Here is a 20,371-nt window from a genome sequence, read left to right as displayed (position 1 = left end):
TCACTTTCCGATAATAGCTCCAACTATATCTCCAAACTCCCACTCACAGGTATTTCTGTTCAAAATACCCATCACATCCGGATTTCCGTTATCCCAGTATATTGTTGGGATATTTCTTTTGTCAGCCTCTGACATAAATACTTTTATAGTTGATAGTCTGTCTGGAATACTCTTATCATACCCCCACTCGCTTATCACTAAATGATATTTAGAGCTGTATTTGCTTATTACAGCATAAGAATTCTCTATATTTTTTAACTTAAAGTAACAATGAATACCTACCAGAATTCTGTTATTAACTGAATCTGAAGGAATTACAAAATTCTTTAGGCACTCCTCAGTCGGAAGAGCTGCATAAGTATTTACAAGAAGAAATCTGTCTTCATTATTAGCTCCTGTAGTTCTTACTGTGTCAACAAAAAGCTGATTCCATTCATTCATTATCTTTATATCTGAGGCTGGAATATTGTCCCACTGATTCTTGTCATTAACAACCTCATTAAGACCCTCGAATACAAGATGATGATCTTTGTCTTTAAATCTTTCAGCTATCTGTCTGAAAATATAAGCTACCATCTCATGATTTTTTTCGTAGTTTTCAGCAGATGCCTTTATCCATCCAGCATTTCCCGAGTCATTATGGACATCTATAATACAGTACATCTCATTATCAAGAACCCAGTCAACAACCTCTTCTACTCTATCCAGAAACTCCTTATCAATTGTTCCGCCTTCAGAGATATGATTGAAGTATGTGACAGGAACGCGGACAGTGTCGAAACCAGCGGCCTTTATTGCTTTGATCATCTCCTCATTTGTTTCAGGATTTCCCCAAAACCTCTCAAGTGATGCAATTTCTCCCTCAATATCCATAAAATAATCTGATATTTCCAGCTCAGCTGTTAAGGTTGCATCCCTTAGAGATGATGTCGTTATATCAAATTGCGAAAGATCAAAATATACATAGTCTGTGACATCATCTTCAACTGTAAGCTGATAATCGTTCAGATTATCTGTTGATATGTCATAAGTCTTTCCATCAGCCTTCTTAAGCTCAAGTTTTTTTACAGTACAGGTTACATCTGTCTTGTCATATGTTTTATTATGATTGACTAATTGAAGCGCAAGATTATCTGCTTTAGCGCTGTCACTTGAATTTATACCGGACATTTTCCAGGTAATTGTAGCCAGTCCCTTATTGTTAAATGAAACATAGTCTGAAACATCCCAAGCTGACCAGGGCTCAGTATTATAAACTATTGCTGCCTGAAATCCGGGATTATGAGATGAGCCAAAATAAGTCCAGTCACAGACATCCAGTGCATTGCCTATATTAAATCCCTGCCCGAGATGTGCATATACTTCCTCCAGATCATCGAGAGGTGATTTTGATAATAGCTCTATAGACATCTCATCTTCCAGTGGATTCTCCTCCAGATAGTACCGTTTACCTATTGAATATCGGTAGTCCATAATACTAAAAGCAGTAATTATTCCAAGAAGATAAGCTACTACAGCTATGAGATTTTTCTTCATAACTGTTCCTTTCTAACAGATCTCAATCAGCCTTTGCTTTGAAAAAATAATATATTGATGAAGCAGTAAGCATTTTGTGTTTCATCATAAAATACTCATGTTTTCTGAACATTGGAACGCGACTGCTATCAAGTTGTGCCATTACCTCTACTGCCATATCGTTTGAATAAATCGTCTTTATGGCATCTTTGTTTATACTGTCCTTTGAATATTCCCTGCACAAATTTGTAAGAACCTTAAAGTTGTGATACATCGATTCACCGGTAATATTCTCAGGAATATAATTCTTAGAGAACAAATAAAGATCTTGTGTATATTTAAGCCTGTCTGTTATGCCATACTTTTTCATTGCACTCTCTCCATGCTGCCTATAGGCTACAAGAGACTTATTTACAGCATAAGGCCTTTTGCAATGAGAATAAAACTGTGTAACAAACATAAGGTCTTCGCCAACAGGAATTCCTACCGGAAATCTGATTCCAAACTCATCAATAATGGATTTCTTATAAAGCTTTCCCCAACACTCATTGAAAAGAGAGTCTGCATACATAATAAGGTCCATCTGCTCTTTTCTGTCTGTTTCATTTCCCTTAAACGGAAATCCTTCAGTCCAGATCCTGCCATCTTCTTCAATAATATCCCTTGAAAAAGCAGCGAAATCATAGTCTTCATGCTTTATAAGCTTCTCAAGCTTACCAAAAACATCAGATATCAGATAGTCATCCGAATCAAGAAACATGATATATCTGCCCTGAGCATTCTCTATGCCTGTATTTCTGGCCTTTGACACGCCCCCGTTAGGAATTGAGATAAGCTTTACTCTGTTATCGCTCCCAGCATACTCTGTAACAATAGCTTCAGTATTGTCTCTGCTCCCATCATTTATTACGAGGATCTCAAGGTCATCTCCTATGAGATCCTTCATGGATTTTAGGCATGGCAAAATGTATTTTTCTGCGTTATATGCAGGAATTATTATGGATAATAATTTATCTCTGTTCATTGATCTCTTCTATTTCCGGAATAACACCTAAAATAACATCATCATCTGTCAAAAGACACTGGTCAGTACTCCTGAGCTTATCTGAAAACAGCTCTTTGACAAATATAAAGAATGCCATCAGAACAATTCCTGCAATGAAAAACATTATTCTTGACTCCCACAAGCCAATAAAACCATTTTCAGCCAGAAAAGCTGAATCAGCAGCAGAAAGTATCTGAACTGCGTCTGTTCCTGTCATTATTCTGATTTCCTCTACAAAGGCATTGGCTACTGCATTTGCTACAGCAACAGCTTCATCCGCATCGTTGGAAGTAACGTTTATTACAAGGTTTACACCATTAGAAGGTTGTGAATATGAAACCATATTCTGTATCTGCCTGTAAGTGAGATTTGTATTTCCAAGGCTTGAAATTGCCCTCTCTGCTACTTTCTGACTCTTGATCAGTGAAGAATAGCCGGAAACAACCTGTGTGACAGATGTGACCTGAGCATAATTCTCATTAAGTGGGCAGTATAAATTTGCAGAAGCCTTATAGTAGTTATCTACTCCACCACCAAATGAGATCACAATACCAATTACAAAGAAAAGCAGTCCTGTAAGAAGACACTTTGAAAAATTCTTAAACACCATTAAAAGACTTACTTTAATGTCTTCACTTCCTATTATCCTTGTATATTTCATTTCTTTTCACCTCCTCTTACTACTTTACCGAGGTTTTTTTCTTTTCTTATCATTGAAAATGCAATAATCAGAACAATAATACAAACTATAAGTACGCCTAATGTCATATATCTGTTTATGATATTACGCCTTCTCATATACACAGCATAATCATCGTTCTGCGTTGTCTCAAAATCCTTGACCTCAAAACTGTAATCAACAGGCTCTGTCTCTTTTACATATCCATCGCTATCAGTATATGAGAAATTCACCTTAACAATCTGCTGTCCAAGCTTAAGGAATTCAACATAAATGTCGTTTGTCACGCTAGCATTGCTTCCGATACTCCCAAGAGTGATGTCCTGTGCATTGATAGTATCTCCGTTTAAATGAAGAACAACATCATTTATTGGAGACAATCCATTGTTTCTATAAGTAACACTAAGTCTGTTATTCTTTCCAATATGCATCGCAGAAGGCACGTCAAGACTGCTAAGGCTCAGATTACCGCTTGACGAAACCGGAAGTGTTGCAACAAGCTGCTGCTGATTGGCAGTACTGTAATTATCTGTATAAAACATAAAGATATTAATTGGCAGCTCCTTGCTGGAAATATCCTTGGAAGCAATCAGCGTAATCTCTCCCTCTGAATAAGAAAGAGCACTTAAGTACCCAATATACACGGAGTTTGTTGCGCCATATTTAGGATATACAAGGTTATTGCTCTGAGACAGATCAAGCCTTATGTTTCCGATTTTAGAAACAACACCGGGATTGTAGACTGTGAACTTTAATGTAAATTCTTCTCCGGGAACAATATACCCATCGCCTCCCACTTCATACTTATAGATTACAGGAATAGCATTATCCAAAGGTTCATTCATATAAGTTGCGCCGGGATTAGGCTGGTCTGCCTGATTTGTAAGCTGTGATGGAAGGTCAGTACTTTCAACCGCGAAGGAAGGAACTGAAAAAACAGCTATTGCCATAGCCATTGCAACTACAGCATTTAATACTCTACTGATTTTCTTTATCATTTTTTCTGTCCTCCTTTCTTTATCATTGCCATTTTGCGTTTTTTGGCCAATGAACCGTTTGAGAAATAATCAAAGTCTCTTATCATACCCTTGTACTGGAAAAGTTCCAATCTGTTAGCAATAATGCCGATGAACTTGTCCTCATAATCTGCGAGTGCAATTCTTGCATCTACAAGCTGTCTTCTCTTTGTCTCATTCATACGTACAACAAACATATATGCGTTAACGAATGGAATAAGAAGTTCAGCATCGTTGCATACACCAACAGAAGGAGTATCGATAATAATAAAATCGTACTTCTCTCCGAGTTCTACCATTAAAGTTTCCATCTTATAATTAGAAAGGAGCCTTACAGGGTTTTCGCACTTATCTCCTGCAATGATATAATCAAGGTTTTCAACATCAGTCTTATTAACAATACTGCCACTCCCGGAAACTTTTCCTGAAATATAACCGGACAGTGTTGTTACCTCATCAGTTGTTATTCTCTTGAACTGCTGGTCTTTACGGAGGTCACAGTCAACAAAAACTGTTTTCCAACCGGCTTCTGCAAGAGCTATAGCAGTATTTATTGCTACTGTCGTTGTTCCACCGTTTGCACCTGCTCCGGTAAAAAGGAATGACTTAGCACCATACTTTTTCTTTTGTCCATGAAGCTTAACAACTATTCTGTCGATAGCATCGTTTAATATGCCATTCCTTACAGGATAGATATTTAATCTCTCTTTCATACCTTACCTCATTTCTTTAACTTGTTCTTAACCCTGTTCAAAAATGAACCGCGAATATATTTTTCAACAATTCTATGAACCGTCATGTTATCTATATTATTATACAGAGCTGTATTCTTCTCATTCATAGCAGCTCCGTTTACTGCCGCACCATTCTTGACTCTTGCTGCCTCAGTAGGAACATCTTTTAATTCAATGTTATCCCGAACCTTATCCAGCAGCTCTTTACCCTTTGATGTATTTATCAGTAAAAGAGATACTCCTTTATTGTCGTTTATCTCAGGACAAAACTCTTCGATTCCCCAAAAATCTCCCAGACAAAAATCTCCTGCATACTCAAGATTTTTATAGTGGCAATTATAACAGGAAGGTCTAAGACTTGCATCTGACAGAAAAGCTCTCATATATGTATTCTTGTTAAATACATCTGAAACAGTCTTTTTCTCTCCCCTGATAACAACATGGAAGTCCGCCCATCCCTGTGCCTTATCTCTAAAGCTTATGCTCTTTATATCGCCGGCCTTAAGTTCAGCCAAATATTTTTTCCAGAGCTTTGGTGATGGAACTCCGTGGCACATGATGTCCTGGCAAAAGAGCTTGTCATATTCCTGACGCAGGAAGCCTTTTAGTCCAGCTATCTGACATGGCGTTCCGGTAAATAACACATATTTATCCTGCAACAGGTCATTTCTGACCTCACTGTATGTCTTTCCTATGATACTCTGAACATATTTGGATGTCTGTAGTTTGTGGAGATCTGCCTTGTCTGTAACTCTTATGTGTTCAACTTCATAATCCCTGTTAAATGCAGCACCGTAAACACTACCGCCCTGCTCAAGAATCCATTTTGCCATAAGAGCAAATATTCCTCCGGAAGAACTGTTCATTCTCTCCTCCAGATCTTTATTCCTGGCTCCATATACAGCAGTGGGCTTTGATGTATTATCGCTCTTTGTCATGTGACAAACCTGCTCACACAGTCCGCAGTCGATACAGTCGGAGGAGTTCACCAAAGGATATCTGAATCCCTGTTCATCCTCTTTCATCTCAATACAACTGCGAGGGCATATATTCATACATGCATGGCATCCTGTACAGAGTGCCTTATCTACAATCTGAATCATCTTTTTTCCTATCTTTTATCTACTTCTATATGCCTTCTTGGCAGATTTGAAAACTGAATAAGCTCCGTCAACTACAGGACACAGTCCTGACCACAGGATCAGGGTATCCCTTTTAGAAGCTCTTCCCATGTCCCTCAGTTCTTTGTATTTCTCTTTCATAAGAGCCTTGTCTTTATAGAAATATCCGTTATCAAATTCTTTCCTAACGAGCTTATCCTTGAGCATGTCCATATATTTGGAATTCTCAAGTCCCATAGAAACAAGAACTTCTTTAATCAGATCGTTGTGCCTGTGGAGCTTGGCAATTACTTCATCAAGGCTCTTCTCCTGTCTTGAGTGGCTGTCCTCTCTTACAACATAGGAAAATAGAATTTCCTTAATATAACCACATTTCCGGCCATAAGAAAGAGGCATCAGCATCTGCCAGTTCTGCCCGATTCTGGAGCTCACAATCTTCCTGTCAGGAAGAGCCTCAAGAATCGCACTGCTTCTTGCCATATATACACCCGGGGTGTAAACGGCATTCTTCTCAAGAATTATGTCCTCAAAGAAATTGTCTTCACCTGTTGGTGGCACCCTTCTGAGATCATCGATCTTAGTACTGAGATCACTTTCATGGACAGCCTGTCCGTAGCACATACAAAATGCGCAGTCCGGATTTTCCTCAAGGAAATGTACTTTCTTCATAATATTATCTTTGTGAAGGATATCATCAGAATCAGTCCACATGAGATAATCACCAGTAAAGATTTTAAGCCCCTGATTCATGGCCTCTGCCTGTCCGGCATTATCCTGATATATGTATATGAGCTTTCTCCCCTGCTCCTCAAACCTGTCGATATAGCTCTTGGCTATCTCTTCGGTTCTGTCGATGCTTCCGTCATTTACAAATATCAGCTCTATGTTACTGTAACTCTGTTCCAATATATTCTCGAAAAACCTCTCGGCGAATTCCTCTCCGTTATAACAGGGAGTAATTATTGAAACCTTTTTCTCCTCAAGCTTTAGCATTTCTAACTCCTAAAACTTTTGCAATCTTTCTCATGATCACTTTGAAATCATCATTTCTGAAATACTTGATCAGATACAAAACGTTAATAATTATAGTACAAATGCATCCTTTTACCAACCAAACTAACAGATTTGTAACATTCAGTTTACTGGTGGCAAAGTATGTTATCGCGCCAAAAATCAGCATTGTCGCTGCATTTGTAAGAATCTTCAGGTAATACTCATACTGTTTTTTTCCTAAGACTTCTTTATATAACAAATTTGCTTCATACCAAAAAATTGTTGTAATTCTTGAGATAAACGAAGCAAGTATAATCCCAAAGGTTCCAAACATCTTGCCCAGGATAATAGATAAAACCAGGTTCTCAACTGCACAGATAAACATTATCCATCTGACCTTTTTATATAACCCTGTGGCCTCTCTGAACATGATCACCGGGTAAGTCACAATGGAGTTATATACATTAAGCAGAATTGCCACAAGGACAATATCGTCAAAAACATACTGCCACCCAAAGAACAATCCAATAAACTCCTGTATAAGACAAAAGATACAGATCACCGAGTACGTTCCCAACCAGTCCCCCAATATCATCATTTGATTAAAGGTTTTTCTGATCTCTTTCGTATTACCCTCAGTTATAAGATTGCCAACACTTGCAGTTATTGACCAGAAAACTGATCCCACAAGCTGAGTTATTCTGTTGATAACTGTCAAATAGTTGGTATATATGCCTACTATGGCAGTATTGACTATAACTGATATGAGCATATTATCGGTACCATCCATAAGTACCGACGATATCTTATATAAGAATACAGATGCAACATTGGAATAGATTTTTTTCTTTTCCTCATCATCAATCTGTTTTCTCTTAAGAATATACGGATAATACTTGTTAGCCTGATGATTTACCAGCAGATTATAGGCTATTGCATTGACAATTCCAACGCAAAGATAAGCAGTATAACTGTGAGTCAGATACAGTACCAGGGTCTGGAGTATAATCTTAAATATTGCCATCCACATGGAAAACTTCTGGATTATATGCATCTTCTGATCTGCTGATATAAGCGACTGTTTGTATGCAAACAGGTACGATACAACAGTGTTGAACAATGCTATCAGATAATATAGTCTAAGATGCGGAATATTTAAGTCTGTATTTATCACATAATCCAGGAAAGGAACCAATGCAAGTCCAGCTATAGTTATGACAAGGGCTATAGTGTTATATAGCCTTCTGTACAATGTAACCAGAGCGGTGATCTTATCCTCATCTCCTTCAGCCAAAGGTTTGTAAAAGCTAAAGGCCATGGCTGTGGCAAGACCAAGATCTGCCAGAGACATCATAACAAAGATATCAGTAAATACACCATTGATACCAAGATAATCGATTGGAAGAATCTGCAAAAAGATATTTCTTCCAACCAATGACAAAAACATAGTCACAACCTTGTTAATGGTGCTGTACTTTATATTCCTTATTGAGTTCTTGGTCCTGCTGTCTTTAGTCATTATTAGTGTGTATTCCTTAGAAACTGTGCATAATGGTATGGGAACAGGCCAGAGAGCTGAACTTTAAAGCGTTCTGCCACTGAGCAATCAGCTGATTTCAAGTACTTCTTAACATTTTGTCTGTATATCTTTTTATACTTATCAAAGTCTTCAATTTTAAGGTTCGGTGAATCTTTGACAGCGCCAAGATATCTGAGGTATGACTTTCTGAAACTTTCAAAGTCCTTCAACCAGTATCGCATTTCATTTCTGCTTTCATAAAATGAGAGTCTTTCAGAAATTGCATCCAGTACCAGAAGTCTCTTCTTGGCAATTCCCGCGCTCATTATGCTATCGCCTCTTTGTACATAGTAATAAAGCACATGTGGTACATAAACAGTCTTAGCTGAAGCATATAAGAGTTTGTATGTTGTGAATTCATCCTCGTGTACTTTTCCCTTTGGATATCTAACATTATCAAAGAGTTTTCTCGCATAGAGCTTATTCCATGCCACGATAAATTCAGTACGTCTGTCGCTGCTGTATACAGGATTTTCAAAGTACTCATCGTCCGTAAGAACAAATGAATCCGAATAATCTTCAATACTTTCTATATTTATGTCTTCATCATCCTTAACACTCTGGTATCTGCAAATTGCAACATCTGCAGAATTCTTCTTCACTGCTTCGTAAAGAGTATTTACCATGTTAATATTGATGTAATCATCGGAATCCACAAAGAGAAAATATTCTCCTTTTGCCACCTCAATACCGGCATTTCTGGCATCAGAGAGGCCTCCGTTCGGCTTATGTATCACCTTTATCCTGTCATCTGCCTTTGCGCATTCATTACAGATTGCCGGGCAATTATCCGGAGATCCGTCATCAACAAGCAGAATCTCTATATTTGTGTAGGTTTGTCTGATAAGGCTGTCTACACATTTTCTCAGATAGTCTTCCACTTTGTATATTGGCACAATTATACTGATTAAATCACTCATATCTTATCTTTCCTTGATCTTTACCAGAAAATAATAAAAGGATGGTGAAAGCTTAAATATCTTATATCCTATTCCGGTAACATCGTCTCTAAACTCGTTGTACTTATCTTTATAGAGCTGACGCAGATCTTTTAATCCAGTTTTCTTATATCTGGCTATTATCCTGTCAAGGTATTCCTTCTTAGTGAGTCTGACAAAGAAAGAATAATCCGAACCCTTTGCAGAAAAATACTCAAGACGGTTATCAAACACTTTATAAATATCTGTTGATGACATGTATTTATTGTTAGTTGTTATGCTGTTGCTATTTTCAAAATAGTAATAGAAAACCTCGTTGGTAAAAGCAACCTTTGAGCACTTGTCAACGAGTTTTGGAAGGACAAATTCATCCTCATTCTTAAGATTTTCAGGAAATCTGATACCTTCAAATAGGTTTGCATCATATATCTTGTTCCAGAGAATTCCAGACATTCTAAGGCCGTACACACCATAACAGTTTTTCATTGCTTCGCCGTGGTCCCAGACTTTTATCTCTGGTGTATATGTGGTCTTTAAATCAGGTGTATCTGTCGCAAAGCGCTCAAACCCGCAAACTGCCATCTGAGCATTATTATCTTTCTTGATTGAAACCATACGTTCAAGAAAATCTTTTCTGACATAATCATCCGCATCAACAAAGGCGATCATCTCTCCCTTTACAGCATCTAAGGCACTGTTTCTGGTGATAGCCACGCCCTCATTTGCTTTATCAATGTAATTGATCCTGGAATCCTTTTTGGCGTATTCCCTCAGGATCTCTCCTGAGCTATCCGATGATCCGTCATTGACAATAATAAGCTCAAAATCTTTTAACGTCTGATTTAAAACTGATTCTACTGCTCTGCCGACAACCTTTTGTGCGTTGTAGACAGGCATTATTATTGATACTAAAGGTTTACTCATCTTTTTCCTCATTTAAAGCTAATAAACTTTTCAAACATCTTATAATTCTTAATTCCCCGCTTAAATCCTTTTAAACTAATAAAAATAAAAGGTCTTTTTAATATATTTCCGAATCTGTCGCTTATGTCATTACATTTCCAAGTGGATCGATAATTTCTATATTCTGACTTATCAATCTTGGCCAGGACCGGAATAAACAGTGCAATATTAATATACTGCCATTTTTCCGCCACATATTTGTGACCGTTATTTATCGCAAAACGTTTGATGTAATCCATAAGCCTTATATTTTCATTTATCTTAGCTTTTTGAGTATTACCCATTATGGAATCATCTCTTATCAGATAGTTGTAAAATCTTTCACCAATAAAAATCATACTCTTTGAGCAAAGGGTGTAATAGATGTTAAAGCATCTATCCTCAGCAAATATCTCTTTGTTAGGCTCAAATCTTATATTATTATCCTTTATGATATCTGCTTTAAAAAGTCTGTTCCACGCTTCCCATCCTACTTTATATGCACACAATACATGACAGATAAAATCAAGTCTTTGTTTATCGTCTGAAAAGAAATATTCCCCTGGTGTCATATGCGACTCTTCAAGAAGCTTTGCGCTTTCATCTACTTTTTTATATCCAAAAGCTACCGCGTCAAAACCGGTATTCTCAGCAACATCAACTAGCTTCTTAATAGCGTCAGCATCCAAATAGTCGTCACTATCAAAGAAATATATATACTTTCCTGTGGCATAGTTAAGTCCATAATTCCTCGCATCAGAAAGACCACCATTTGTCTTGTGAAGCGAGATTATTCTGTTATCTCTTTTGGCAAATTCGTCACATATTTGAGGGCAGCCATCATCTGAGCCATCGTCTACCAGGATTATCTGCAGATTATCATAAGTCTGGTTAATAATGCTGTTTACGCCCTTTTCAAGATATTTTTCAACCCTGAAAACCGGTATGATAACACTTACTAACGGATTTGGATTAGTCATTTACTTACATTCTCCAAGCTGTTCTCTTAAATAATTTAAAGTGTTCTGTCTCTCTTTATCCCTGATCGCGTTGACCTTATCATAATCTATTGGTGTAGTCAGAATCTCAGGTAACTTATCCGGAGATGGAACAATCCTGTCCTGAAGTCCAAATCTGGTCAGCAGATCTGAGAGTTTTTCCTCGTTACCATAACTGTTTCCAACAGTCTTTCTTACAAGTGTTACGAAAGGCTTATTGTTGATGATTGAGAAAATTGAGCCATGGAATGTATCGGTAACGATGTAGTCTGCCTCATTAAAGTATTCAAGCACTTCAAATGGATCTCCGGGCCAATACTCATCTACAAAGTCGTGATATCCCTGTATGGAAACGAGCTTTTTGTTGTGATCCTTGGCAAACTGTCTGATCACGCGCTTCTCTTCATCTGTTACTCTGCTTGAATACGCGTAAATAATGATATAGTCTTTCTTTCCAAGATTATTAACCTTTTTGGAAGAGAAATCGCTGATAAGTACAGGGTCTACATGATAATATGGATCAATACCCGTCAGTTCTTTTACCACCTTTATCGAATTCTTGTCTCTTACTGAAATTGCATCAAATTTTTTAAGATATCCTGCAACCTCTTCATCTTTTTCAAATTCCTTAAGACGAGGAATGGTAGTATTTCCAAAAGAAGCCGCATAGCTCATAAGCTTTTTGGAATTATTGTCTGCTCCGAAGAGCTCCGGTGAAAAACCTACATCCTTGTTTGACTGCAGACAATTAAATACTTCATCTGATCCAATTACAAGTGCATCAAGTTCAGGTCTTTCATTTCTTTCGCCAATGCCAAGCATCGGAAACATCTTCTCTCCAAATGTTCTGAAATACTCAACCTTATCGTTGAGCATTTTCTTCTTCCTTTTGCCATTAGGAGTCATATCATAAAGCTTATAATAAGCCTTTCTGACAGCTCTTTTTAGAAACGGATCCCTTGCAGAAACGGCTTGATTATTCTCAAAGACAATAGGCTCCTCAACTTTATAATCAACAAACTCAACATCATGGCCAAGGCTCTCGATCATTCCTTTTAGACCATAGGCCTGAAGAAAGGAACCATAATTCCTGATGCGCTGCATCGACATTATTCCAACTTTCATTACTTAACTCCTCTTCCAGTTATCTTCCTGAATGTGTTAACAATCTTCCATTTAACCTTGGCCTGAAGATGGAGCCTGTCGCTCTTTCTTTTCTTAGCCTGGTTCTTCTTCATATCTTCTTTAATGCTTTCAAATGCTGCCTTCTCAAATCCATTTTCATGATACATTTCAATAAATCTGGATGTATTTGCGTGAAGTCTGCTTGGTCTGTTTAACTGGTCATTACCATTAACAGCTTCTGAGACGCTTCGCTCTTCAAGATAAAGCTTGTCTTTCATCTTTTCTATGAAATCCAATCCCTTTTCTGTAAGCGGAAGAACAACAGATACTCCGTTTACCTTAGGGCTGTTAAATGTTTTTTCTTTTCCAATCCCCCAAAAATCCCCCAGTGTAATATCTGATACTCTTTCTGGACATGCATAACTACACTCATAGCAATTTGGTCTGTAAAAAAGGCTCTCAAGAAATCCGGTAAAATATGTATCCTGCCATCGATCCTTGCAATATATCAGCTCACCTTTGTTGAACAACGACATCTTGAAGTTATATACGCCTCTGAATTTTACATTGTCAGCCTTTTTACCAATTTTCTTCTCAAGATGTTCAACGTGTTCGTGAAGATATTTGATACTTGGAACTCCATGGCAGATAAGGTCTGCAGTAATAAGGTTATCGTAATCCTTTTTAAGATAATTCTTTAATCCGGCAATCTGACATGGCGTACCTACATAAACTACCAAAAGTCCCATCTTAAGATCATCTTCTGCCTGCTTGAATGAATCACCAACGATGGCCTGTACATATTTTGAGCTCTGAAATTCTTCAATTTCTTCTCTCTTATCCGCTCTTACAATCCTCAGGTCAAGATTCTCATCAAATCTTGTTCCGTAACAGACCCCGCCGTTATCAATAGCGTAGTCATACATTGCTCTTGCAAGTCCGCCTGATGAACTGAGGGCATGCTTTTTATCATCCAGATTCCAAGCAGCATATGCTTTAAGCGGAGCTTTCTTCTCTACAGTAATGTTAACAGGACATGTTCTCGTACATAGTCCACAGTTAACACATTTCTCCTGGTCTATTTTAGGAAGCATCAGCCCATTTATGTCATAGGAGATTGAAATTGCTTCCTTGGGGCATGCATTCATACACGCAAGACATCCTGTACATTTATTACTGTCACAAATCTTTTCCATAAATACCTAACCTAAATTTATTTAACCGTGCCTTCATTAAGGAATCTGATATAGTCAAAGCCTTTTCCGTACTGATAAAGCCTCTTGCCAAAATAATTCATGATATTTGTAATGATAAATACACTGGCGTTATTGGCTTTCTTTTTAACCTGAACACAATGCTCAAATTCAGGATAATCCTTAGCAGTAAAGCAAACCTTATTCTTGAAAGGCAGCTTCTCAAACCTCTCCAAAGATGAATAAGACATACAGAATCTGTCTGACATCATAATAAACAAGTTGTCATAGTTTATCCTGTTCATCCTCTCCTTCCACTTAGCTACAGCTTCATCGAAGGTGTTGTAATGCTTGAAAAATAATGGTATGTCACCAAGCATTCCAACCGGATAGTCTGTATAGTAAGGAATCTCAACTATCTCAAGATTCTTGTAATAATCAAAATTCTCAAGGAATTTCACAAAGTCGTCAGGCTTTATCAGCAGATTAACTGTAGGCGATTTAAACTGAAGCCCCAGGTCGTGGGATATTACTCCGCCAATACAGTTATTTGAGATTATGCTGAAATCCTTATTTTTAAGCCTTGCTCTATCGATCTTATTCCTAACATGATCCCTCATGAACTTACCGCGTTTATGGTAATCTGTAAGATATTGATATTTACTCTTTAGCTTCCACTTAATTCTGCTGGTAAGTGGTGCTTTGGTTTTGGCTTTTTTCTTTACATCTTCGGAAATCTTATTTTGAGTAAGTCCGGATGCGGTAATAAATCCTTTTTCTTTATACTCATCAAGAAATAACTGTCGATAATATGGCTTCTTAGATGCCCCCCTAAGCTGTTCATTGGATTTTATAATGTCCTCATAGGGTTTTAATGTAAGAACAAGTCTGTCACCGCACTTCTCAATGAGCTTACGCCCCTTATCTGTATTGCACATCACAACTGACATGCCCTTATCTGTTGGAGCAAGCATCCTCTTTCTATCTTTTCCCCAGTAATCGCCTACAGTCAGATCAGTACATCTTTCAGGGGATGCATACGAGCATGAATAGCAGCTCTCACGATAAAAGACCATTCTCGTATAATTTGCCATAAACAGGTTGTCTACAGCCTTTTCTTCTACAAGAGTACTGCTTTTAGAAGAAGCTTTAAATCTATAAATGTTGTTATCTCTAAAAGATATTTCATCTACAGCTTCTCCATCCTTTTCAAGTTCAGCAATATATTCGTCAAAGTACGCAGCAGGAGGCATTCCGTGGCAGATAATATCTACAAGATAAAGCTTTTCCAAAAGAGCCTTAGGAACAAACTTCTGTAATCCGGCGCACTGACAGGATGTGCCTACAAAAATAACCAACTGTCCATTATTTAGCTCATTCAGGATATCCTTATAGGTTCCATTCATGTCACTGTAGGTGTATTTTGATCCTTGAAATCCGGATAGGTGTTCAGGATCTGTTACCTTTTTGAATACGACTCTATGGTTTTCGTTAAATACTGCGCCATAAGCTACGCCGCCCATCTCAAGAACTTTTGAATAAAGAGCATATGCAGCCCCACCTGAGGCTGAAGCATTTCTCTTGTCCAAATCTTTAAGGCATACCGCATACGTAAGCTTCGGCATAACTTTTTCCACAGGTTCCAAAACCTGGCAAACCTGTTTGCACTTTCCGCAATTTACACAAAGCTCTTCGTTAATAACAACGGATTCAGTACCATATTCATTTCTTTCAAATCTTATGCATCCCTTTGGGCAGGCATCTCTACATGCGCCACAAGCTGTGCATTTTGCCTTATCACATATTTCCATTGCTGTTACCTTACTGTTTTTAGTTCTTCCTCTAATAGCCCAAGTGAACGCTCACGCCACGACATGATGTTCTCATCAGCTTTTTTATAATCGAGTTCCTGATTAAGTTTTCTGTTGAACGTATCATAATCGACACCAACTTCAACAAGCGCATCCGAAAGTCCAACCTTATCTAGTACATCTATTACCTTAGGTGTAAATGGCTCTGAAACAAATTTCTTATGGTTGAGCACTGAGAAAACCGTTCCGTGGAAAGTGGTTGTTACTACATACTGCGCATCTCTAAGAAGCTTACAGAACGTAAGAGGTGATCCATTTATAAACATATCTGTCCAGTCGTGTTTGATGCATGCAGAAACTATTAAAAGATCATTCTCCCTAGCAAACTTAATGATATTGTTCTTAAGATTGTCGTTAAATACATAGCTGTAAACCAGTATGTATTTCTTGTCTATCTTCTTATAATCGTTATCCTCATTGTCATACTCGCTGACATCACATAGGAATGTGGGATCTGCAACCATCGGAGAATCAACACCTGTGATATCATCAATAACTCTCTTCGTGTTCTCATCTCTTACAAGAACAGGCGACACCTTTTTTATAGCATCTGTCAGCTCGGGGTATTCATTAAAATCTTCTCTCTTAGCCTTACTGATACTAATTCCGTATGTTCCGACATTTTTCATTCCTATGCCATAGAACACAGGCCTTCTAAAGGTCTTGTTGGTGACATTCCATATTTCATCACTTCCGAGAATGATCTTATCCAGGGCCACATCATCAGCATTATCGATAGTGTTGAATATCTCCCATTCTTTTCTGAATGCATCATATTTAGCTATTTCATCTCTTCTTTTTATGTAATTTGCAATTGGATGACGAATCGCATCTTTAAAAGCAATCTTATGAATGAATATGTTATCTATATATTCTTTTTCTCTTGTTCTGATAAAGAAAACTTCATGTCCCATTCTCTCCAATGCTTTCTGCATAGCATAAGCTTGAAGAAACGATCCATAGTTAGACGAATCGTGAACTGTTACAACTCCGATTTTCATATATAGCTCCGTTTATTTCTTAAAACTAAGTTTCGGCATTTTTCTTGATACAATGTCATGAACAATATCTCTTTCATCTTTTGAAAGCAAAACAAAGTAATTAACAATATAACCAAATCCACCGCAAAGAAGACATGCAACAATGAGTTTCATCCATGTATTTATATCAATGACACTGTTAACATAGCTAAAGATTGCAAGAAGTATTGCCGATCCGATTGTTCCCCTTACCAGTGCCGGATAGAATGTATGCCACTTCATCTTCAATGAATATGCTGCATACAAAGGAACAAAGAATAATACTCTCAGTGTCAGAAGGACGCTGCTTACTGTCTTGATAGCAATAAGTCCAAGTGATGTATATTTTAAAAGAATTGGTACTATTATTACATTTGCAAGACCTATTCCAAATGAAACAAGTACCGGAACCTTAAGCTTTCTGGTAATAGAGTTCACGGTGTACAAAGGATAAATATATACACTGAACAAGGTAGGAAGCAATGTAAGGATTGATAAGAGCTGTGTGAGTCTTATCTCCTCCTCAGTCAGCATCACAAGCCAGAGCTTAAAAAATGGACCTCCAAATACGATAAATCCAACAATCGGTATCGAGCAGATAAATCCACAGAGCTTAAGAGCTGAATTAACGTTCTTTTTGAAGCGCTCCATGTCTCCCTCTGCATAGAGGATTGTCATCTTTGGTCCAAAAACACCTGAGACCATTCCAACCAATGCAAGGATCTGAACAGGAACTGTCTTTGAGTATGACATAAGAGACATCTCAAGAGCTCCCAGAAACTTATTGGCAAATACAAGATCCAGACCATTTATCAATGTCTGTGTCAGCTGGTTAAAAGAACTCCAGATTCCTGTACCAACAAGTTCTCCAATTGATTTAAACTTAAAGTACGCTGCTTTTAACTGAATCTGTGGAGTAAGTATCTTTTTATATCTAATGTTGGTCACAACGCTGTACATTCCACAAACAAATATTGAAAGTCCAAGATACCATACCTTGGGTGTGAAGAATGCATAAGCAACCACAAGAATAATCGCTTTGATAATATTAGCTTCTACTGATCTTCTTGCGGACATATCCAGTCTGTTAGTAGCGTAGGTACATGTCCCGTAGCCACTTGCTGAAAGTCCAAACAGGAAATTTACAAAGATAAACAGCCACAAGAGCTTTATGTCTGTAATATGAGAAACCGGCACATCAAAGATTTTATCTATGAATATGATCATTCCGGCAGCCGGAATAGCCAGTATAACTGAAAGAACAGTGTTTGCAATTACAACACTTGAAAAATATGAGCTTGCTTTTTCATACTCTTTTCTCTGAAAAGCAATTGTTACATATCTGTTCAGCATTGAATTAAGTGCAACTGTAAAGACTGTTACGTAACTTGTAAATGTGTTGGCCAGTCCTACAAATCCGTATACATCCTTACCTACCAGCCTTGCAATATGCCTTGTAAGCACAAAGCTTATTACCAGTCCGATGGCAAATGATACAAACTGCGAGACCATATTGATTGCCATACTTTTTTTATCACCCATTAACAAAACCTCTTTCTGACTAAGTCAGCTTAGTCACATATACTCTTTAAGTAGGTATATGCCTCTTTCCTCTTTTCTCCCAATACGCTATAAACAGCGTCATAATCTATTTCTTTGAAGTAATCGCCTTCCAAATTTCCCACAAGTCTCTCATTAAGATCAAAGGTCCCCACCAATGTCTCAATTCTGCTATTCATAGGCACATCCGCATCTTGTCTGGTAAATATTGCAAACTTTTTCCCGAACAATATGGAGAAGACACAGCCATGAAATGAATCCGTGCAGATGTAATCCGCATGATGTATCAAATACAGGAAATGCTGTGGTCCTATGTTATAGAAAGGTTCTCCGGGAGTCTCTGTGAACTTGATTATTTTAAGCCCCTTGCTATCAGCAATCTGCCGTACCTTAGCCTTATACTCATCCGATATATTTCCAAGATAGTACATAAAAAGATATCTCTCCGGCATATCGTAATCAGGCTTTTTTTCCATTCTGCAATATTCCTCAGCATCAAGAAGCATCGTTGGATCTATATGAAGCATAGGTTTAACCCCTATCAGTCTTTCAACCAATCCAACACTGTCAGCTTCTCTGACTGATATCTTTTGCATTCCCTTAAGGTTCTTAACAAACGCCGGCCTTTGCTCGTCCGTAATATCACTTACACCGACACTGGCCGCGTAGGAAAATCTCTTTTCCTCAGGTGCAAATGACGCAAATTCAAAGTCTGAATTAAAATGGAAATTCGGATTCCATACCTGATCACTACCTGCAACGAATGCATCATATCTGTCAGCGAACTCAGACTCATTCACATTCTCGAAACGGATTTTGTTGTCATAATCTATATAAGTGTTCTCGAACTCATGATAAATACTTCTTCTCTTGGAATGCTTTACTACAGCCTTTACCAATCTTCTGCCTTTGGATAAGGCCAAAGAATTCTTCAATGACTTGGCTGATCTTATTGTTTTAACTTCTGCTCCGCTCTTCCGAATTGCTTCTTGAAGAGCGTAGTTTTGAAGCCTGTTACCAAAGTTCATCCCACTATTTGTAATAGTCAGAATAGCTACCTTTTTCATACGTTTCCCTTTTTGAAACTATTTATAATATATGCGACCATTATTGAAACAAACACTGTAAGCAGCGGGTTTACCCAAGGAAACCAGCCTGTAGTCGTATCAATCCCCAATAGTCTGTTTGCTATGATTATGAAAATCCCTGCTATTATCGAATGAAAAATATATACATTTAAGGACAGATAATTTCCCAGATACTCAACACCTGATGAAATTGATACGTCTTTATACTTCATCGCAATAACGAACAATGATGTCGATAAAATAAACACTCCGACACAGGAAAAATCAATCCTAATCCTAAACACAAGATGTGATAAAGAAATCAGTATTCCTATAAGCGCGGCTATGATAAAATGCATCTTTCTTACCATGTTTAAAACTCTGTTTTGATTTTTGTGCAGATAATATCCAAGTAAGAACCATGAAAAAACTCTTGTTACAAAATTCATCTTTAGAGACCACGGCATTCCTTTTGTTTCACAAAAAGTTGTAAGAGCAAAATGAAGCAAGAACATAATCGGCATAAACTTAAGAAATATATCCTCTCTTTTATGCTTGACCACAAAAAACCAAACAATGTAGGTCTCTATCATTCCTATCAAATACCATAGCGGAATTGCAAAATCCAGTTTTGTAAATACAATAAATTTAACAAGATTAACTATGCTGAGTTCATCCTTGATCCATTCTATAAGGTTTCCGTCAAGCCAATGTGACAGTACTGCATAAGCAATAAACCAGATTAAAGCAAACACAAAGATTCGGACTATCTTAAAAAGCCTTCTTTGAATTGTTTCCTCTGTGCAATTTAACGCATAAAATCCAGCAGTCATGGCAAATATCGGCACAGCAAACTGACACAATTTAGCAATGATCAGGCCAAATTTTCCAGGAAATCCGACATGTATAAAAACAACTCCAATACATGCGATTCCTTTTATAAAATTGAGCATAGTATTTCTTTGTTTATTCATCA

At 37.6% G+C, this 20,371-nt stretch carries 18 protein-coding genes; all 18 read right to left on the bottom strand.

All coding sequences use genetic code 11. From position 1 onward, the window contains the following. From G590_RS20635 to G590_RS0110525, 18 genes are read right to left on the bottom strand one after another with little or no spacing between them, the layout of a single operon-like run. Nucleotides 1-1,536 (bottom strand): glycoside hydrolase family 5 protein, encoded by a 1,536-nt coding sequence (locus G590_RS20635; RefSeq protein WP_022765643.1) that lies wholly within the window; start codon nucleotides 1,534-1,536, stop codon nucleotides 1-3. Between the two features lie 22 nt (nucleotides 1,537-1,558). Beyond that, complete coding sequence (locus tag G590_RS0110605) at nucleotides 1,559-2,539, bottom strand: glycosyltransferase family 2 protein (RefSeq protein ID WP_022765642.1); 981 nt, start codon at nucleotides 2,537-2,539, stop codon at nucleotides 1,559-1,561. Beyond that, nucleotides 2,526-3,221 (bottom strand): hypothetical protein, encoded by a 696-nt coding sequence (locus G590_RS0110600; RefSeq protein ID WP_022765641.1) that lies wholly within the window; start codon nucleotides 3,219-3,221, stop codon nucleotides 2,526-2,528. Before G590_RS0110600 ends, G590_RS0110605 begins: the two co-directional genes overlap by 14 nt. Continuing rightward, nucleotides 3,218-4,237 carry a hypothetical protein gene (locus tag G590_RS0110595; protein WP_022765640.1) on the bottom strand — a complete coding sequence of 340 codons (1,020 nt, stop codon included), beginning with the start codon at nucleotides 4,235-4,237 and terminating at the stop codon, nucleotides 3,218-3,220. Before G590_RS0110595 ends, G590_RS0110600 begins: the two co-directional genes overlap by 4 nt. Continuing rightward, entirely contained in the window at nucleotides 4,234-4,968 is a 735-nt protein-coding gene (locus G590_RS0110590) for a CpsD/CapB family tyrosine-protein kinase (RefSeq protein ID WP_022765639.1), read from the bottom strand. Before G590_RS0110590 ends, G590_RS0110595 begins: the two co-directional genes overlap by 4 nt. Before the next feature lie 8 nt (nucleotides 4,969-4,976). Continuing rightward, complete coding sequence (locus G590_RS0110585; RefSeq protein ID WP_026494080.1) at nucleotides 4,977-6,092, bottom strand: Coenzyme F420 hydrogenase/dehydrogenase, beta subunit C-terminal domain; 1,116 nt, start codon at nucleotides 6,090-6,092, stop codon at nucleotides 4,977-4,979. Nucleotides 6,093-6,107: 15 nt separating this feature from the next. Further along, nucleotides 6,108-7,103, bottom strand: coding sequence for a glycosyltransferase family A protein (locus G590_RS19180; protein WP_022765638.1), 996 nt, complete (start codon nucleotides 7,101-7,103; stop codon nucleotides 6,108-6,110). Next, a complete protein-coding gene (locus tag G590_RS19175) occupies nucleotides 7,090-8,622 on the bottom strand; it encodes a lipopolysaccharide biosynthesis protein (protein ID WP_022765637.1) in 1,533 nt (510 codons plus the stop codon). Before G590_RS19175 ends, G590_RS19180 begins: the two co-directional genes overlap by 14 nt. Nucleotides 8,623-8,624: 2 nt before the next feature. After that, complete coding sequence (locus G590_RS19170; RefSeq protein WP_022765636.1) at nucleotides 8,625-9,602, bottom strand: glycosyltransferase family 2 protein; 978 nt, start codon at nucleotides 9,600-9,602, stop codon at nucleotides 8,625-8,627. 3 nt (nucleotides 9,603-9,605) lie between these two features. Then, on the bottom strand, nucleotides 9,606-10,544 hold the full coding sequence (locus G590_RS19165) for a glycosyltransferase family 2 protein (protein WP_022765635.1): 939 nt from the start codon (nucleotides 10,542-10,544) through the stop codon (nucleotides 9,606-9,608). A gap of 8 nt (nucleotides 10,545-10,552) precedes the next feature. After that, the gene (locus G590_RS19160; RefSeq protein ID WP_022765634.1) at nucleotides 10,553-11,542 is read right to left on the bottom strand and encodes a glycosyltransferase; all 990 of its coding nucleotides are present in this window, start codon (nucleotides 11,540-11,542) and stop codon (nucleotides 10,553-10,555) included. Further along, on the bottom strand, nucleotides 11,543-12,685 hold the full coding sequence (locus G590_RS0110555) for a polysaccharide pyruvyl transferase family protein (protein WP_022765633.1): 1,143 nt from the start codon (nucleotides 12,683-12,685) through the stop codon (nucleotides 11,543-11,545). Continuing rightward, nucleotides 12,685-13,881, bottom strand: coding sequence for a Coenzyme F420 hydrogenase/dehydrogenase, beta subunit C-terminal domain (locus tag G590_RS19155; RefSeq protein WP_022765632.1), 1,197 nt, complete (start codon nucleotides 13,879-13,881; stop codon nucleotides 12,685-12,687). Before G590_RS19155 ends, G590_RS0110555 begins: the two co-directional genes overlap by 1 nt. 17 nt (nucleotides 13,882-13,898) lie before the next feature. Further along, nucleotides 13,899-15,689, bottom strand: a complete 1,791-nt coding sequence (locus tag G590_RS0110545; protein WP_022765631.1) for a DUF1919 domain-containing protein — start codon at nucleotides 15,687-15,689, stop codon at nucleotides 13,899-13,901. Between the two features lie 5 nt (nucleotides 15,690-15,694). Continuing rightward, on the bottom strand, nucleotides 15,695-16,750 hold the full coding sequence (locus G590_RS0110540) for a polysaccharide pyruvyl transferase family protein (RefSeq protein ID WP_022765630.1): 1,056 nt from the start codon (nucleotides 16,748-16,750) through the stop codon (nucleotides 15,695-15,697). A 12-nt stretch (nucleotides 16,751-16,762) separates the two neighbouring features. Beyond that, on the bottom strand, nucleotides 16,763-18,310 hold the full coding sequence (locus G590_RS0110535; RefSeq protein ID WP_022765629.1) for a lipopolysaccharide biosynthesis protein: 1,548 nt from the start codon (nucleotides 18,308-18,310) through the stop codon (nucleotides 16,763-16,765). A gap of 29 nt (nucleotides 18,311-18,339) precedes the next feature. Then, entirely contained in the window at nucleotides 18,340-19,395 is a 1,056-nt protein-coding gene (locus G590_RS20630) for a polysaccharide pyruvyl transferase family protein (protein ID WP_022765628.1), read from the bottom strand. Beyond that, complete coding sequence (locus G590_RS0110525; protein WP_022765627.1) at nucleotides 19,392-20,369, bottom strand: acyltransferase family protein; 978 nt, start codon at nucleotides 20,367-20,369, stop codon at nucleotides 19,392-19,394. Before G590_RS0110525 ends, G590_RS20630 begins: the two co-directional genes overlap by 4 nt. Nucleotides 20,370-20,371: the final 2 nt, after the last annotated feature.

The organism is Butyrivibrio sp. XPD2006 (assembly GCF_000420865.1).
In the GTDB taxonomy this organism is placed as follows: Bacteria; Bacillota; Clostridia; order Lachnospirales; family Lachnospiraceae; genus Butyrivibrio.
The sequence above is the reverse complement of the archived record's forward strand: the minus strand, read 5'-3'. Positions and strand labels throughout refer to the sequence as shown.

What these genes read in the sequence shown, in the direction of transcription:
- G590_RS20635 (WP_022765643.1), bottom strand. Translation starts at nt 1,536, where the DNA reads ATGAAGAAAAATCTCATAGCTGTAGTAGCTTATCTTCTTGGAATAATT.
- G590_RS0110605 (WP_022765642.1), bottom strand. Translation starts at nt 2,539, where the DNA reads ATGAACAGAGATAAATTATTATCCATAATAATTCCTGCATATAACGCA.
- G590_RS0110600 (WP_022765641.1), bottom strand. Translation starts at nt 3,221, where the DNA reads ATGAAATATACAAGGATAATAGGAAGTGAAGACATTAAAGTAAGTCTT.
- G590_RS0110595 (WP_022765640.1), bottom strand. Translation starts at nt 4,237, where the DNA reads ATGATAAAGAAAATCAGTAGAGTATTAAATGCTGTAGTTGCAATGGCT.
- G590_RS0110590 (WP_022765639.1), bottom strand. Translation starts at nt 4,968, where the DNA reads ATGAAAGAGAGATTAAATATCTATCCTGTAAGGAATGGCATATTAAAC.
- G590_RS0110585 (WP_026494080.1), bottom strand. Translation starts at nt 6,092, where the DNA reads ATGATTCAGATTGTAGATAAGGCACTCTGTACAGGATGCCATGCATGT.
- G590_RS19180 (WP_022765638.1), bottom strand. Translation starts at nt 7,103, where the DNA reads ATGCTAAAGCTTGAGGAGAAAAAGGTTTCAATAATTACTCCCTGTTAT.
- G590_RS19175 (WP_022765637.1), bottom strand. Translation starts at nt 8,622, where the DNA reads ATGACTAAAGACAGCAGGACCAAGAACTCAATAAGGAATATAAAGTAC.
- G590_RS19170 (WP_022765636.1), bottom strand. Translation starts at nt 9,602, where the DNA reads ATGAGTGATTTAATCAGTATAATTGTGCCAATATACAAAGTGGAAGAC.
- G590_RS19165 (WP_022765635.1), bottom strand. Translation starts at nt 10,544, where the DNA reads ATGAGTAAACCTTTAGTATCAATAATAATGCCTGTCTACAACGCACAA.
- G590_RS19160 (WP_022765634.1), bottom strand. Translation starts at nt 11,542, where the DNA reads ATGACTAATCCAAATCCGTTAGTAAGTGTTATCATACCGGTTTTCAGG.
- G590_RS0110555 (WP_022765633.1), bottom strand. Translation starts at nt 12,685, where the DNA reads ATGAAAGTTGGAATAATGTCGATGCAGCGCATCAGGAATTATGGTTCC.
- G590_RS19155 (WP_022765632.1), bottom strand. Translation starts at nt 13,881, where the DNA reads ATGGAAAAGATTTGTGACAGTAATAAATGTACAGGATGTCTTGCGTGT.
- G590_RS0110545 (WP_022765631.1), bottom strand. Translation starts at nt 15,689, where the DNA reads ATGGAAATATGTGATAAGGCAAAATGCACAGCTTGTGGCGCATGTAGA.
- G590_RS0110540 (WP_022765630.1), bottom strand. Translation starts at nt 16,750, where the DNA reads ATGAAAATCGGAGTTGTAACAGTTCACGATTCGTCTAACTATGGATCG.
- G590_RS0110535 (WP_022765629.1), bottom strand. Translation starts at nt 18,310, where the DNA reads ATGGGTGATAAAAAAAGTATGGCAATCAATATGGTCTCGCAGTTTGTA.
- G590_RS20630 (WP_022765628.1), bottom strand. Translation starts at nt 19,395, where the DNA reads ATGAAAAAGGTAGCTATTCTGACTATTACAAATAGTGGGATGAACTTT.
- G590_RS0110525 (WP_022765627.1), bottom strand. Translation starts at nt 20,369, where the DNA reads ATGAATAAACAAAGAAATACTATGCTCAATTTTATAAAAGGAATCGCA.